We start from the raw sequence: 15411 nt of genomic DNA on the forward strand, positions 1-15411 counted from the left end.
GGGTTCCGCAACGGCGAAATATGCACCAGTCATTCTCTTTCAGCATGCTAGCACATTCAGTCAAGAAAAAAGGGGGGAAATCAAAGTTGCCCGTTATTCGGCGAATTGACGGGCAGAGAAAGTTAGCCTTTGATTACTGGCGGAAAAGGTCAGCGCGGGTGTAAGGCTTTTCCAGGCCGGCCAGGCTGGCGGAAAAACGTTCGAGGAACTGCTGGGTGGTGGCTACCCGGCCATGACTTAACAGGACAAACGGCACTAACAGCGCGGCGCCAACCTGCGGCCAGCTGAACCCTTTGAGCGCGGTACGACGCTGCGAAATCAGGAAGGCGGTGCTCAGGGTGAAGCCGAGCAGCAGGCCGGTCGCCACTTCGCTTTTGGAATGGGCGTGGATCACCAGGCGCGAGAAGCCCACCATCAGCGGGATCATATAGCCGACGGCAATGGCAGCACCGCGCCACAGGGCGGACCAGCGGCCCGAAATCAGCCACAGCATCACCGGCCACAGGGTGGCGGACATCGCGCTATGGCCGCTGAAGCCGGTAAAATTAAAGCGTGCGCTGCCAATACCAAAGCCGAGGAACAAAATTTTTGACAGGCTGACCAGCAGTCCGGCGAGGCCAAAGGCGACCACCCAATAGAGCACCGTCCGGCGGTTATCACTCTTCCACGGCAAAATCAGCGCAATAAGCACCGCTGTCGGAATCAACAGCATGCTGTCGCCAAAATAGGTCAAAGTCTTCCAGAGCATACAACTCCTGATGGGATCGATCGTACCCGGCAGACACGCGTTGAGCGCGCCGCACAGGCGGTTTTATTTATATTACAGTGTGTGCTTAGTTTATCGGTGAAATGAGTGACGTCCAAAGGAGAAAGTCTGAAAAGTCACCCGCGCCATTTCTCTGGCATCAAAACGCCGAAATCCCTATACTTAGCGCGAACACACCCTCTCCATTTCGGCCCGTCATCTGGACGCGTAATGCGTGACCAGTGGCAGGCTCCAGTTATCAGGTCTTAAAAAAGTATGACTGACAAGTCTCATCAGTGCGTGATTGTAGGCATTGCCGGCGCTTCCGCATCCGGTAAAAGTTTAATTGCCAGCACGCTCTATCGTGAAATCCGTGATCAGGTAGGTGACGAGCATATCGGGGTTATCCCGGAAGATGCTTATTACAAAGATCAAAGTCACCTCACCATGGAAGAGAGGGTTAAAACCAATTATGACCATCCAAGCGCGATGGATCATGATTTGCTGTTGCAGCATTTGCAGGCGGTTAAAGCCGGCCAGGATATTGAGTTACCGGTCTACAGTTACGTTGAACATACCCGCACCGCAGAAACCCTGCACCTGAAGCCGAAAAAGGTGATTATCCTTGAAGGCATTCTGCTGTTAACCGATGCGCGTCTGCGTCAGGAACTGAATTTCTCGATTTTCGTTGATACCCCGCTCGACATCTGCCTGATGCGCCGCATGAAGCGTGACGTGAATGAGCGTGGCCGTTCGATGGATTCGGTGATGAGCCAGTACCAGAAAACCGTGCGTCCGATGTTCCTGCAGTTCATCGAGCCATCAAAACAGTACGCCGATATCATTGTGCCGCGCGGCGGGAAAAACCGCATTGCTATTGATATTCTTAAAGCCAAAATCAATCAGTTTTTTGAATAATTCACGTCTGTCTGGATGTGATGCGCACAGGCGGCACGCAGTATGGCGCCTGTTCGCTACACTTACGTCATGGAGTTAGCGCAATGAGATTATGCGACCGCGATATTGAAGCCTGGCTGGATAATGGCAAGCTGGCCATTGAGCCACGCCCGCCCGTCGAGCGGATTAATGGTGCCACAGTCGATGTGCGGCTGGGCAATCAGTTCCGTACGTTCAGCGGCCACACTGCGGCTTATATCGATCTCAGTGGTCCGAAACATGAAGTGAGCGCGGCGCTGGACCGGGTCATGAGCGATGAAATCGTGCTGCCGGACGGCGAAGCCTTTTTCCTGCATCCCGGTGAACTGGCGCTGGCGGTCACGCTGGAGTCGGTCACGCTGCCGGACGATCTGGTTGGCTGGCTGGATGGACGCTCTTCGCTGGCGCGACTCGGTCTGATGGTGCATGTCACCGCGCACCGTATCGATCCCGGCTGGCAGGGGCGCATCGTGCTGGAGTTCTATAACTCAGGTAAACTGCCGCTGGCGCTGCGTCCTGGCATGTTAATCGGTGCGCTGAGCTTCGAACCGCTTTCCGGGCCGGCGGCGCGTCCCTATAACCGACGTGAAGATGCAAAATACCGTGGTCAGCAGGGCGCTGACGCGAGCCGTATCGACAAAGACTGATTTACTGAGGATGTAATGAAGAGAGTGATAACCACGCTGGCCATCCTGTTAGTGGTGGTCGTAGCGGGAATGACCGCACTGGTGCTGCTGGTAAATCCCAACGACTTTCGTGCCTACATGGTGCAACAGGTTGAACAACGCAGTGGTTATCAGCTTCAGGTCAGCGGCGATCTGCGCTGGCACGTCTGGCCGCAGCTCAGCATTCTGGCCGGCCGCATGAGCCTGACCGCGCCCGGTGCCAGCCAGCCGCTGGTGACGGCGGACAATATGCGACTGGATGTCGATCTCTGGCCACTGCTGTCACATCAGCTGAGCGTGACCCAGGTGATGCTGAAAAATGCGGTGGTGCGGGTTACGCCCGACAGCGCCGCGCAACCGGCGAAAAACGCCCCGCAGGGACCGCGTAACGCCGAGCCTTCTGCGCCGTCCACCGGCTGGTCTTTTGATATCGCCCAGCTGCGGGTAGCCGACAGTTTGCTGATCTGGCAACAGCCGGGCGGCGACGAATATAACTTCCGCGATTTCAATCTCAATCTGGAACAGGATGCGCGTAAGCAAGCCACGCTGACCCTGAGTTCCAGCCTGACGCGCAATCAGCGCAACGCCACCGTTAACCTGAAAGGCCAGCTGGATGCGGCGCAGTATCCGCACCGCCTCAGCGGTCAGATAGAGCAGCTCGATTACACCCTCTCCGGTGCGGATATGCCGGCGCAGGGGATCAAAGGTACGCTGAGTGTCCAGGCTGACTGGAACGCCGATAACCAGCAGTTCGCATTGCGCAATCTGCAGCTAACCGCCAACGACAGCACCCTGACCGGTCAGGCCGATGGTCGCCTGGCAATGCCGCAGCGGCTGGCGCTCGACCTCAAAGCCAGTAACCTGAATCTGGACAATTTACTGACCGATACGTCGGTGGCTGACGCGCCGGGCGCACAGCGGGCGACGGTAGCCCGTTCGCCGGTGATTGCGCAGCCGCGCGAGACAAGTAACGCAGATTCACCCCTTAACAGCCTTGACCTGGCGCTCAAAGTGCAGGCCGATAAGGCGCTGTGGCGCGGATTACCACTGACCGGGCTGGCCATTGATGCCACCAATCAACGCGGCCTGATGACGCTTAACACCCTGAAAGGCAGTCTGGGGCAGGGGAGTTTCTCGATTCCGGGCAGCATTGATATCCGTCAGCCAGTGACCCACATCAGCCTGCAGCCCGCGCTGAGTCAGATTGACATTCAGCCGCTGCTTAAAGCCTTTGAACTGCCGGAAAGCCTGCAGGGAACGGTGAGCCTGAACGGCAACCTGGCGGGTGACACGCTGAGCGTGGCCGAGGCGAAGCGCAGCTGGCAGGGCAGGGCGGCGATCAGCGCCAGCCATCTCAAACTGGCACAGCTCAATCTGCAGCAGATGGTGCGCCGCGCGGTGGCGCGGGCCAGTAATCGCGTCAGCAGCGACGACCAGCCGGATCAGGGCATCGATCAGATCAGCGGCCAGCTGGCGCTGAACCGCGGCGAACTCAGCTTCAGCCAGCTGAGCGGCAACGGTCAGCATCTGGCGCTGCAGGGAGAGGGCAAAGTGAACATGGTGCAGCAGCAGCTCGACGTGACGCTGGGGCTGAAGATCAGCGGCTGGAAAGGCGATGAAGAGCTGGTGGCCGCGCTCTCCGATCAACCAATCCCGCTGCGGATGTACGGCAGCTGGAACGATCTGCAATATTCATTGCCGGTGGATGAGGTATTGCGCGACCGGCTGCAGAACGAGGCGAAGTCGCGGTTAGACAAATGGATCGAGCGTCAGCCGGAAAGCGACAATAAACAGAATATGCAGAAGCTGCTGCGCCCGTAACCGGCGCAGCGCCTCAGACCTGATAGTCCATCGCCGGCTGTTGCAGAATTTCGACTTTCTGCACCCGGTGATTTTCTACCTGCAGCGTCCGCAACAGATAGTCACCCAGCTGCACCTCTTCCCCTTCCTGCGGAATATGTTGCAGCCGGTCCATCAGTAAGCCAGCCAGCGTATGGTAATCCCGCTGTGCTTCCAGCGGTAATTTCACATACAGCGCCAGGTCATCCAGCGGCATATGCCCGTTGGCGATCCAGTGGTTTTCGCCCTGAACCTGAATATCGTAGCGCGCGTCGGTTTCGCCCGCCTCATTCGGCAGATTACCGGCAATGGTCTCCATCACGTCGCTCAGGGTGACCACCCCCTCAACCGATCCAAACTCATCCACCACAAAGGCAAAATGGGTATGCGCCTGGCGAAACTGCTCCAGCGCCTGAAGCAGCGTCAGGCGTTCAGGAAACACCAGCGGCTGGCGAATCAGCGCCCGCAAATCGAGGGAGTTGTTATGCAGCGACTGATGCAGCAGATCGATAACGTGAACCACGCCGAGCGGTTCGCTGGAGTGGTCGGTAACCAGAATCCGGGTATGCTGATTACGGTCAAGGCGCGCCATGATCTCAGCCGGATCGTCGCTCAGGTCGATATGCTCAACGTCGTGGCGCGAAGTCATAATGCTGTTAACGTGGCGCTGTCCCAGTCCCAGCACCCGGGCAATCATCACCCGTTCCTGGCGGTTGAACAGCATCGTGGCGTCACTGTCGGCAATCAGTGAGGAGGTTTTGACATCCAGCTCTGCCGGTTCCGCCTCGCCGCGCAGCAGTCGCAGTACCGCTTCGGCAGTGCGCTGACGTAACGGCCGGCCGGCCGAGAGCACCCGACGACGGTTAAACTGCGCCAGTTGATTCAGCGCCTCAATCAGCACCGAGAAGCCGATGGCGGCATAGAGGTAGCCTTTCGGAATCGCAAAGCCAAAGCCTTCCGCCACCAGGCTGAAGCCGATCATCAGTAAAAAGCTTAAGCAGAGGATGACAATGGTCGGGTGACTGTTGACAAAGCGGGTCAGGGGTTTGCTGGCCAGCAGCATCAGCAGGATGGCGATGGTCACCGCAATCATCATCACCGGTAAATCATTCACCATTCCGACTGCCGTAATCACCGCATCGAGCGAGAAAATGGCGTCCAGAACCACGATTTGCGCTATCACTGGCCAGAATTTAGCGCCGCCTTTTTGTTGACCGGCGTCATCATCATGGCCTTCTAGGCGCGAATTTAACTCCGTTGTGGCTTTAAACAGCAGGAAAATCCCGCCTGACAGCAGTAACAGATCGCGCGCGCTAAACGCGTGACCGGCCAGCGTCACCCACGGTTGGGTCAGCGTAACCAGCAAGGAGAGCGAGGCCAGCAGCAGTAAACGGCACACCAGCGCCAGCAGCAGGCCAATCACCCTGGCACGGTCGCGCAACGTCGCAGGCAGCTTCTCAACCAGAATGGCGATGAACACCAGGTTATCGATGCCCAAAACCAGTTCAAGAACGATTAGCGTGACTAATCCTGCCCACAGCGACGGATCTGCAATAACCTCCAGCATGCGTTATTCACCTGAATGTCTTTAATTGAATTTTGTCTGATGATAGTGGAGTGTGACGCCCGGTACAAATGCCGGAACCGGCGGTGAGCAACCGCTGGCAGCAATTTAGCCGCAATAATTTTGTCTCTGCGTTGAAGATGATTTGATTAAATCCACACTGAGTTAGCAGCACAGATGACGGGTAATATTTTCAAATGCAGGGATATCCCGCTGTATTGCTTATGCGATTTATCCTAATGGCGACATGGCATTAATCTGAATTATGAAGAAAGGATTGCACTGCTGCTGTGGCGTCAATACTAATGGCTGGTAGTCTTTTTCCTAAAATAGTCCAGGGATGGCGGGGCCTACTTGTAAACAAGCCAGTAATAACTAGTATAGCAACGAGTTTGCAAAAGTCTGCGCCCATGTCGTAATTCGCGTGACCCATCGACGTCAAATGTTGTGAATTGTGATCTCGTCCGATAACTGATGCATTAAGCGTCAATACGACGCCCCGTGCAGAGCAATATGAATGATGACAGCGGTATTGGCAGCGACAGCCAAGGGCGGTAGCGTGCCTGAATCGCGTTTATCGTTTATTAATTGAGCGCCGTTAAGGTCGATTAAAGTCAGAGTAATCTGTTGGAATTAATCACAATAATGCTGGTTTTATGGTTAAGATCGTTGGCGTAAAGGCCGCAGGAGCTCCCCTCAGAAACGGCTCAGCCCTGAGAATTTATACCGCTCAATAAATATACAGGTGAGAGACGTGGCGGGTTTAAGGAAATAAAATAAAGAGTTAAATATGCGCGATACAGAATTTACGTTTAAAAGTCTTATCACCAAATTAATGCTGGCTTGCTCAGACTTAATTTGTTTCAACGCAGCGTTCTTTGTGGCGATGATGCTAATTAATATGCAGTCTGATTCGCCACTGGCAGATATTTCTGAAAAAGAAATGAATTTAAAAATTGCCACCCACATCTGCCTGTCAGTAATTTGTATTGGCTGGTTCTGGGTAAGGCTGCGCCACTATACATACCGCAAACCTTTCTGGTTCGAATTAAAAGAAATTTTTCGTACCATTCTTATATTCTCGGTTATTGATCTGTCGATTACCGCATTGTCGCAGTGGCAGATGTCGCGTTTTGTCTGGTTACTGACCTGGGTACTGGCGCTTATTTTCATCCCGACCTGCCGCGCGCTTTCTAAGCGGGTGCTTAACCATTACGGGATGTGGAAAAAGCAAACCATTATTATCGGCAGCAGCAAAAATGCCCACGAAGCCTGGCAGGCTCTGCAGAGCGAAGAGGTGATGGGTTTTGACGTTATCGCCTTCTACGACGTGGATGGCACCTGTCCGCAGAGCATTCTCGACGGCGTACCGGTGTTGCGTGATGAGCAGGAGCTGTGGAGCCTGACCAACAGCGAAACCCAGTTTATCGTGGCGGTAGAGTTCGAGCAGAGCCAGTACCGTGATAAATGGCTGAAATCGCTGGCGATGCACAATTGTCGTTCGGTATCGGTCATCCCGACATTACGCGGCGTGCCGTTGTATGGCACCGATATGGCGTATATCTTCAGTCACGAAGTGATGATTTTACGCGTACAGAACAATCTGGCGAAACGCACCTCGCGTTTCCTGAAGCGCGCCTTTGATATCGTCGGTGCCCTGTCGATTATTCTGATGCTGATGCCAGCGCTGCTGGTGCTGGGTTTCCTGGTCGGCCGTGACGGTGGACCACCGATTTATGGACACGAGCGTGTTGGCATGAATGGCCGTAAATTCAAATGCCTGAAGTTCCGCTCGATGGTGATTAATTCTAAAGAAGTGCTGGAAGAAGTGCTGCGTACCGACCCGGTGGCGCGCGCGGAGTGGGACAAAGATTTCAAACTGAAAAATGATCCGCGCATCACCAAAGTGGGCCATTTTATCCGTAAAACCAGTCTTGATGAGTTGCCGCAGCTGTGGAACGTGGTGCGCGGCGACATGAGCCTGGTCGGTCCCCGTCCGGTTATTGAAGATGAACTCTGTCGTTATGCCGGTGATGTTGATTATTACCTGATGGCAAAGCCAGGCATGACGGGATTGTGGCAGGTCAGCGGTCGTAATGATGTTGACTACGAAACCCGCGTCTATTTCGACTCGTGGTACGTGAAAAACTGGTCACTGTGGAATGACATCGCCATTCTGTTTAAAACAGTCGGTGTGGTGTTGAAGCGAGACGGTGCGTATTGATTGTGAGGCGATAAGAGCGCGTTAACCGCGCGCTCTCGTGGTTCGGTGCCGTTGTCAGGCGTGTCGTTGTTAGCGGCCATCGTCAGGGAGAAAGTAGATTGTCATTACCGTTGCGTAATCCTCTGCTACTGTTATTCCGCCCTGATGGATGGTTACTACTTATAACAATTGGAGCAAAGGATAATGAACGACAGGTTCAGTGCTTAATTAAGTTAGTTTTACTTTTTGTTGGACGCTTACACAGCGGCGTATTCGCCTCTATCAATCAATAACTGATAGCGAAGATCTAAATGATTACAATCAAAATGAAATTGATACCCTTGCTGGTATCTGCCACTTTTCTTAGCGGGTGTACGATCGAACCAGGTCAGCGCCTTTCCACATCGGGAAAAGATGTCATCGAGCAGCAGGACAGCAACTTTGACATCGATAAGTACGTCAACGTCTTTCCGTTAACCCCAACGCTGGTAGAGAAAATGCGTCCTAAGCCTCTGGTGGCTCAGGCGAACCCTTCTCTGCAGAACGAAATTCAGAACTATGAATACCGTATCGGCATCGGCGACGTGCTGACCGTGACCGTCTGGGATCACCCTGAGTTAACCACGCCGGCCGGTCAGTACCGTAGCGCCAGCGACACCGGTAACTGGGTACATTCCGATGGTACGATTTTCTACCCATACATTGGTAAAGTCCGCGTCGCTGGCCGTACCGTAGGTGAAGTGCGTAACGAAATCGCCCGTCGCCTGGCGCAGTACATCGAAAGCCCGCAGGTGGATGTCAGCATCGCCTCGTTCAAATCGCAGAAGACCTACGTGACCGGTTCGGTGACCACTTCAGGTCAGCAGCCGATTACCAACGTACCGTTGACGATTCTGGATGCCATCAACGCCGCAGGCGGTCTGGCAGCGGATGCAGACTGGCGCAACGTGGTGCTGACGCACAACGGTCGCGAACAGCGCGTCTCACTGCAGGCTCTGATGCAGAACGGCGATCTGAGCCAGAACCATCTGCTCTATCCAGGCGATATCCTTTACGTTCCGCGTAATGACGATCTGAAAGTGTTTGTGATGGGCGAAGTGAAGCAGCAGGCGACCCTGAAAATGGATCGCAGCGGCATGACGCTGGCTGAAGCGCTGGGCAATGCGGCCGGGATGGATCAAACCACCTCTGACGCCACCGGCGTGTTCGTTATCCGTCCACTGCGCGGCACCGATCGCAACAAGATTGCCAACATCTATCAGTTGAATACCAAAGATGCGGCATCAATGGTCATGGGTACTGAATTCCAACTGGAACCGTACGACATCGTCTATGTCACCTCCACGCCGCTTACGCGCTGGAACCGTGTGATCTCGCAATTACTGCCAACCATTGCGGGTATCAACGATGTGAGCGAGAGCGCACTGCGTATCCGCAACTGGTCAAACTAAGGTTTCACCATGATTACGTCCGTGTTAGTCGTTTGCGTCGGCAACATCTGCCGCTCTCCAACCGGAGAGCGCTTGTTTAAACGCGCGCTTCCCAATATCCGGGTCAGTTCTGCCGGTCTGGGTGCCCTGGTAGGGCGTCCGGCCGATCAGACTGCCAGCGACGTAGCGGCCGCACATGGCCTGTCGCTGGAAGGACATCAGGCACAACAGCTGACGGCAGAAATGTGCCGCAACGTTGACCTGATTCTGGTGATGGAGAAGCGTCAGATTGAACAGGTGAACCGCATTGACCCGGCCGCGCGTGGCAAAACCATGCTGCTTGGGCACTGGCTCAATCAGAAAGAAATTGCGGATCCGTACAGAAAAAGCCGTGAGGCCTTTGAAGAGGTTTACGGGTTACTGGAAAACGCTACCCAGAAATGGGTCAACGTATTAAGCCGATAGTTGGGATTATCCATGAATATAAAAAACAAGGTTAGAACCGCGCCGGGAGAGGATTCGAATGGATGGGATCTGGCGCATCTTGTGGGACAGCTTATTGATCATCGCTGGATCATTGTTGCCGTTACCGCTTTCTTTATGCTGGCGGGCACGCTCTACACACTGTTTGCGACACCGATTTATAGCGCCGATGCCTTAGTCCAGGTTGAGCAGAAGAATGCCAGCACCGTTCTGAACGAACTGGACAGCATTCTGCCACCGACACCTGCTTCAGATACTGAAATCGAGATTCTTGAATCGCGCATGGTGATCGGCAAAACCGTTGACGATCTGGGTCTGGATACCGTGGTTGAGCAGAACTACTTCCCGGTAATCGGTAAAGGTCTGTCACGCCTGATGGGCAACAAGCCGTCAAACATCGCGATTTCGCGGCTGGAAATCCCACGCACTATCGACAAGCGTAACGTTGAACTGGAAGTAACCGGTCCGGACAGCTACACCGTGTCGAAAGATGGCGATGAGCTGTTCAAAGGTAAAGTGGGTCAGCTGGAGTCGCACGGCGACATCACCATGCTGGTGAGCGAGATTCACGCCGATGAAGGCACCAGCTTCACCGTGACCAAGCTGAACAACCTGCAGGCGATCCGTTCGGTCCTGTCTAACCTGACCGTTGCTGACAAAGGTAAAGACACTGGCGTGCTGGGCCTGGAATATCTGGGTGAAGATCCAGAGCAGATCAGCAAAGTGCTGAACCAGATCGTCAACAACTATCTGTTGCAGAACGTTGAGCGCAAGTCTGAGCAGGCGGAGAAGAGCCTGGAGTTCTTACGCACCCAGTTGCCGCAGGTTCGCGCCAAACTGGATGAAGCGGAAGACAAGCTGAACACCTTCCGTCGTCAGAACGAATCGGTTGACCTGTCACTGGAAGCGAAATCAGCACTCGACTCTTCGGTCAGCGTGCAGAGCCAGCTGAACGAACTGACGTTCCGTGAAGCCGAAGTGTCTCAGCTGTTTACCAAAGATCACCCGACTTACCGCGCGCTGCTGGAAAAACGCAAAACGCTGGAAGGTGAGCAGGCACAGCTGAACAAGAAAATCTCTGGTATGCCACAGACTCAGCAGGAAATCCTGCGTCTGACCCGTGACGTGCAGTCCGGTCAGGAGATCTACATGCAGCTGCTGAACCGTCAGCAAGAGCTGGGCATTAGCAAAGCCAGCACCGTAGGTGATGTTCGCATCATCGATGGCGCCGAAACCGCTAACTCGCCGGTAGCACCGAAGAAACTGCTGATTATCGCCGCCAGCCTGCTGTTAGGTCTGTTCGTGTCGGTCGGCCTGGTACTGCTGAAAGCGCTGCTGCATCACGGCATTGAAAACCCGGATCAGCTGGAAGAGCTGGGCATGAATGTCTACGCCAGCGTTCCCCTGTCAGAGTGGCAGCGTAAGAAGGACACCGAAGCCCTGGCGCGTCGCGGTAACAAGGTGAAAACCGATCCGCACGAAACGCTGCTGGCGCTGGGTAACCCGACTGACCTCTCCATCGAAGCGATTCGTAGCCTGCGTACCAGCCTGCACTTCGCGATGATGGAAGCCAAAAACAACATCCTGATGATCACCGGTGCCAGCCCGGGTATTGGTAAAACCTTTATCTGTGCCAACCTGGCGACTCTGGTGTCGAAAGCGGGTCAGCGCGTGCTGTTTATCGATGGCGACATGCGTCGTGGTTATACCCACGAACTGCTGGGCGCGGAAAACAAATCGGGTCTCTCCAACGTGCTGTCCGGTAAAACTGAGTTCAGCCCGGCGCTGATTCAGCAGGGCGTTTACGGTTTCGACTTCCTGCCTCGTGGCCAGGTTCCGCCGAACCCGTCTGAACTGCTGATGCATCGTCGTATGGGTGAGCTGCTGGATTGGGCGAGCAAGAACTACGACCTGGTGTTAATCGATACGCCACCGATTCTGGCGGTTACCGATGCGTCAATTATCGGTAAGCTGGCCGGCACCTCGCTGATGGTGGCGCGTTTCGAAACCAACACCACCAAAGAAGTGGATGTCAGCTTCAAACGCTTTGCCCAGAACGGTATTGAGATTAAAGGTGTGATCCTCAACGCCGTGGTGCGTAAAGCAGCCAATGCGTATGGCTATGGTTATGACTATTACGATTACGAATACGGTAAACCAACCAAAAGCTAATCACTGAGTTGCAGGGGCGGTCTGACCGCCCCTTTTTATCGCACCTTTGAATGACGACACGCATCAATTTACACAGGTGATTCTGTATATAACCAACAAAAGCGATGAAGGTATAAATCGCATGGCGAGCGTCACTCAACAGAATTCATCACCAGCATGGCATCAGCCTGTCGCACGCCCTGAAAGGCCGGCGCGCCGGGCACGCTGAGACGTCAGCCGGGAAGGCAATCAGCGTCGCCGACTGTTGGCATGAGAACTTGTGGAATTAAGGAATCACACCATGGCTCCATATTGGTATGTATCAGGGTTTTTACTGGTGATTTCGCTGGTTGAACTCCTGCTGAAAAAAGACGAACGAACCAACCATCTTCTGACGTATCTGCTCTGCATCGCGACCGTAACGCTGATTGTGTTCGGCGGCATACGCGGTCTCGGCACCGGGATGGATGACTACCAATACCGCAACTTCTTTGAAGATTTTATCCGGCGTATTCAGGTCAACGGCTTCTTCAATACCGTGGCGTTCTTCCGCTACGAGCCGCTGATTTTTGCTATCGCCACCCTGACCAGCCTGATTTCCCATAACGCCAGCACCTTCCTGTTCGTTTTTTCGATCCTGGCGGTGGGCACCAACGCGATCTTCTTTAAAAAGATGTCGCCGTATCCGGTGATGGCGCTGGCGCTCTACTCGGCGCATATCTTCATTAACAAAGATATGAACCAGATTCGCTTTGGTCTCAGCTCGGCCCTGTTCCTTGGGGTGATCTGGGCGCTCTACCTGAAGCGCTACTGGCTGGCGACCGGCTTCTTTGTGCTGTCATTCCTTAGTCACAACACCGCCGTGATGGTGGTGACGCTGATCCCGTTCCTGTTCATGCGTGAACGCCGCTGGTGGCCGATTGTGATTATCGTGCTGAGTATTCCGGCCTCCAAAGTCGGGGGAATGGGCTTCGTCTCGATCATCGCCGGTCACCTCGGGGCACTCGGGGAGAGGGCAGCCAACTACAACAACGACAACTCGTCCGCGGCCACCACCGGTAGCGTTTTCTCGGTCTCCAACCTGAAAAACGTCGCGCTGGTGTTCATCTTTGTTTATTTCATGCTGAGCAACCAGCTCAAGCGCGATAACTACGATGCCTGGCGGATGAACTACCTGTTGATCATCACCTTTGCCATCGGCGGCGGCATCAGGATCTTCTTCTACAACTACTCCTCCGGCGCGCGTCTGTCGAACTACCTGCTGCAGGTGGAGCCGATCATTCTGACGCTGTTGATCTACCAGTCGAAACGGGTCTGGAAGCCGGCGATGTTTGCCATGTTTGTCTTCTTCCAGATGTACTACCTCTACTACAACACCATTTCCCTGAAACAGGCTGTGGTGGGGTACGAGGTGGCACGCGAATTTAAACTGGTTCACTGATGAAACGGGGGCTGACGATGAAACGCTGTCTGCCGCTGTTGCTGATCGCTTCGCCGCTGCTGGTACAGGCGGCGAGCGCGCCGGCCGCGATTGTTATCGCGGCCTATGGCGATTCCACCACCGCCGGTGTGACCTCGTCAGGCGGCCGCAATATCATCAGCAAAGAGAACGAAATCAGCTATCTGCAGCAGATGTTGCAGCAGAAATATGGTCCGGCGGTGCGCATCGAGAATCACGGCTCGCCCGGTGCCCAGCTCACTGAGCTGATCAGGTCGCCGGTCAGCTGGGAGCAGCGCATGGCGCAGTCCGATGCGCGTATCATCCTGATCAATTACGCCATTAACGATGCGCGCATCTACTCGGCGAAAAACCGGCCGGCCGGGGCAGAAAGTCCTGAGGATTTTAATCGTACCCTGACCAGCCTGATTAAAACCGCCCGAGCGCATCACAAGCAGGTGGTGCTGCAACAGCCGAATCCGCTGTGTGGACGGGCCGAGCGCTGGAACGTCTGGCCTTACGTCTGGCAGCTGAATCAGGTGGCGCAGCAGCAGCAGGTGCCGATTGTTCGTCAGTATCAGCTGATTAAGCAGCAGGATGACTGGCGCAGCGAAATGTCTGCCGACTGTATTCACCCGACCAAAACACTTTATAAAAAGAAAGCTGAACAAACTTTTGAGCTGCTAAGCCAGCAATTTGACAGCGTGTTTAAAACCACCAGCTAACTTTATGATTTTATGGACTTCAGGAGCAGGGCGGAATGTACGTACTGATGATGGTGCTTTCACTGGGACTGGCGCTGCTGGTATTGCGCGCATTCTCTTTCCATCGTGGCATTTACAACGAAAGCGGGATTAAAAGCATCTCCGGATTGCGTGCGCTGCTGGCCAGCATCGTGGCTTTTTCGCACTTCGCGCATTATGTCTACGCACGCGATCATGACTGGATATTTGATAAAGACTATTTTTCCCTGATTTCGCAGGGCAACTTTTTTGTCAACAGCGGCAAGTTTGGCGTGGCGCTGTTTTTTATGATCTCCGCCTTTTTGTTTTACCGCTGGCTGGATAACGACGGTCTGACGCCCGGCGAGCTGACCCACAAACTGATGAAATCGCGCCTGCGCCGCATCGTGCCGATGTTCTGGTTTTCGGGACTGGTAGTGATGACGATTGGCTGGTTACAGGGCGACCTGGTGCCGGACCTGACGTCGCTGAAGCAGGCGATGCTGTGGCTGCTGTTTGTCGGCAATTACCACATCGGGTCGTTTATGACCGCCAATGTTAACTCTGGCGTCGAATGGACGCTGCGGCTGGAATGGCTGCTCTATCTGTCGATTCCGCTGAATTACCTGCTTAATCGCGTGACCGGCGGCCGCTACAAAACGCTGCTGATCCTCGGGTCGATTGGGGTGATTTTTGTGATTGCGGTGGCGCTGCGGCTGTGGGGCACCGCCTATACCGATCCCCGTCCGGTGCTCGGGTTTGCGATGGGCTATCTGGCCTGGCAGTACCGCGACCGCTGGGTAGCGGGCCGCAACTCAGCTCGGGCTGCGGGACTGGCGATTGTGCTCGCCGTGGTGGCGCTGTTCTTTACCAGCAGCGAGTTCTTCTACCTGATCTTTCTCTGCTGCCTGGCGCTGGTGTTTTTCATCGTCAGCAGCGGCAATGCGCTTTTTGGCCTGCTGGAAAATAAGACCCTGATGTCGGTTGGCGAAGTGAGTTATAGCCTCTATCTGATGCACGGCGTGGTGCTCTATTTTATCAAGCAGCTGCCGCTGCCTTCGCTGCAGCACGATTTTGTTCTTTATACCGCGCTTTCCACGCTGTTTTTTGTGGTGTCGTTTTACGTGGCGAAGCTGACTTATCTGTATGTGGAAAAACCGTTCATCGGCAGCAGCAATAAGAAAAAAGTGGCGATCGAAACCTCGCCGACAAATTAGGACATCACCGGTTACCCT

The 15411-nt window shown here is 54.5% G+C and carries 12 protein-coding genes; 10 read left to right on the top strand and 2 right to left on the bottom strand.

Annotated features, from left to right (window positions below; genetic code table 11):
• Window positions 1-133: 133 nt before the first annotated feature.
• Entirely contained in the window at window positions 134-748 is a 615-nt protein-coding gene (locus AABB92_RS02240; RefSeq protein WP_031375321.1) for a phosphatase PAP2 family protein, read from the bottom strand.
• A 273-nt stretch (window positions 749-1021) separates the two neighbouring features.
• Here AABB92_RS02240 and udk point away from each other — a divergent pair, with 273 nt between their 5' ends.
• From udk to asmA, 3 genes are all read left to right on the top strand, one after another.
• Complete coding sequence (gene udk, locus AABB92_RS02245; protein ID WP_031375322.1) at window positions 1022-1663, top strand: uridine kinase; 642 nt, start codon at window positions 1022-1024, stop codon at window positions 1661-1663.
• Window positions 1664-1746: 83 nt separating this feature from the next.
• A complete protein-coding gene (gene dcd, locus AABB92_RS02250; protein ID WP_031375323.1) occupies window positions 1747-2328 on the top strand; it encodes a dCTP deaminase in 582 nt (193 codons plus the stop codon).
• A gap of 15 nt (window positions 2329-2343) precedes the next feature.
• Window positions 2344-4167 carry an outer membrane assembly protein AsmA gene (asmA, locus tag AABB92_RS02255; protein WP_031375324.1) on the top strand — a complete coding sequence of 608 codons (1824 nt, stop codon included), beginning with the start codon at window positions 2344-2346 and terminating at the stop codon, window positions 4165-4167.
• Between the two features lie 13 nt (window positions 4168-4180).
• Here asmA and AABB92_RS02260 read toward each other — a convergent pair whose 3' ends face one another.
• Window positions 4181-5752 (bottom strand): TerC family protein, encoded by a 1572-nt coding sequence (locus AABB92_RS02260; protein WP_031375325.1) that lies wholly within the window; start codon window positions 5750-5752, stop codon window positions 4181-4183.
• 787 nt (window positions 5753-6539) lie between these two features.
• Between AABB92_RS02260 and wbaP the strand changes: the two genes are divergently transcribed.
• From wbaP to AABB92_RS02295, 7 genes are all read left to right on the top strand, one after another.
• Window positions 6540-7973: an undecaprenyl-phosphate galactose phosphotransferase WbaP gene (gene wbaP, locus AABB92_RS02265; protein WP_031375326.1), complete on the top strand. Its 1434-nt coding sequence runs from the start codon at window positions 6540-6542 to the stop codon at window positions 7971-7973.
• Between the two features lie 290 nt (window positions 7974-8263).
• Window positions 8264-9403 carry a polysaccharide export protein gene (locus AABB92_RS02270; protein ID WP_031375327.1) on the top strand — a complete coding sequence of 380 codons (1140 nt, stop codon included), beginning with the start codon at window positions 8264-8266 and terminating at the stop codon, window positions 9401-9403.
• A 9-nt stretch (window positions 9404-9412) separates the two neighbouring features.
• Complete coding sequence (locus tag AABB92_RS02275; protein ID WP_046288212.1) at window positions 9413-9847, top strand: arsenate reductase/protein-tyrosine-phosphatase family protein; 435 nt, start codon at window positions 9413-9415, stop codon at window positions 9845-9847.
• A 12-nt stretch (window positions 9848-9859) separates the two neighbouring features.
• Complete coding sequence (gene wzc, locus AABB92_RS02280; RefSeq protein WP_046288213.1) at window positions 9860-12037, top strand: tyrosine-protein kinase Wzc; 2178 nt, start codon at window positions 9860-9862, stop codon at window positions 12035-12037.
• A 280-nt stretch (window positions 12038-12317) separates the two neighbouring features.
• Window positions 12318-13457: an EpsG family protein gene (locus AABB92_RS02285; RefSeq protein ID WP_031375328.1), complete on the top strand. Its 1140-nt coding sequence runs from the start codon at window positions 12318-12320 to the stop codon at window positions 13455-13457.
• Between the two features lie 17 nt (window positions 13458-13474).
• Entirely contained in the window at window positions 13475-14179 is a 705-nt protein-coding gene (locus tag AABB92_RS02290; protein ID WP_031375329.1) for an SGNH/GDSL hydrolase family protein, read from the top strand.
• Between the two features lie 35 nt (window positions 14180-14214).
• Window positions 14215-15393, top strand: coding sequence for an acyltransferase family protein (locus AABB92_RS02295; protein WP_046288214.1), 1179 nt, complete (start codon window positions 14215-14217; stop codon window positions 15391-15393).
• The last annotated feature ends 18 nt before the right edge of the window (window positions 15394-15411 follow it).

The organism is Pantoea brenneri (assembly GCF_038594305.1).
Lineage (GTDB): Bacteria > Pseudomonadota > Gammaproteobacteria > Enterobacterales > Enterobacteriaceae > Pantoea > Pantoea brenneri.

Excerpts from the sequence above, each read along its gene's own strand:
- AABB92_RS02240 (WP_031375321.1), bottom strand. The coding sequence starts at position 748 with ATGCTCTGGAAGACTTTGACCTATTTTGGCGACAGCATGCTGTTGATT.
- udk (WP_031375322.1), top strand. The coding sequence starts at position 1,022 with ATGACTGACAAGTCTCATCAGTGCGTGATTGTAGGCATTGCCGGCGCT.
- dcd (WP_031375323.1), top strand. The coding sequence starts at position 1,747 with ATGAGATTATGCGACCGCGATATTGAAGCCTGGCTGGATAATGGCAAG.
- asmA (WP_031375324.1), top strand. The coding sequence starts at position 2,344 with ATGAAGAGAGTGATAACCACGCTGGCCATCCTGTTAGTGGTGGTCGTA.
- AABB92_RS02260 (WP_031375325.1), bottom strand. The coding sequence starts at position 5,752 with ATGCTGGAGGTTATTGCAGATCCGTCGCTGTGGGCAGGATTAGTCACG.
- wbaP (WP_031375326.1), top strand. The coding sequence starts at position 6,540 with ATGCGCGATACAGAATTTACGTTTAAAAGTCTTATCACCAAATTAATG.
- AABB92_RS02270 (WP_031375327.1), top strand. The coding sequence starts at position 8,264 with ATGATTACAATCAAAATGAAATTGATACCCTTGCTGGTATCTGCCACT.
- AABB92_RS02275 (WP_046288212.1), top strand. The coding sequence starts at position 9,413 with ATGATTACGTCCGTGTTAGTCGTTTGCGTCGGCAACATCTGCCGCTCT.
- wzc (WP_046288213.1), top strand. The coding sequence starts at position 9,860 with ATGAATATAAAAAACAAGGTTAGAACCGCGCCGGGAGAGGATTCGAAT.
- AABB92_RS02285 (WP_031375328.1), top strand. The coding sequence starts at position 12,318 with ATGGCTCCATATTGGTATGTATCAGGGTTTTTACTGGTGATTTCGCTG.
- AABB92_RS02290 (WP_031375329.1), top strand. The coding sequence starts at position 13,475 with ATGAAACGCTGTCTGCCGCTGTTGCTGATCGCTTCGCCGCTGCTGGTA.
- AABB92_RS02295 (WP_046288214.1), top strand. The coding sequence starts at position 14,215 with ATGTACGTACTGATGATGGTGCTTTCACTGGGACTGGCGCTGCTGGTA.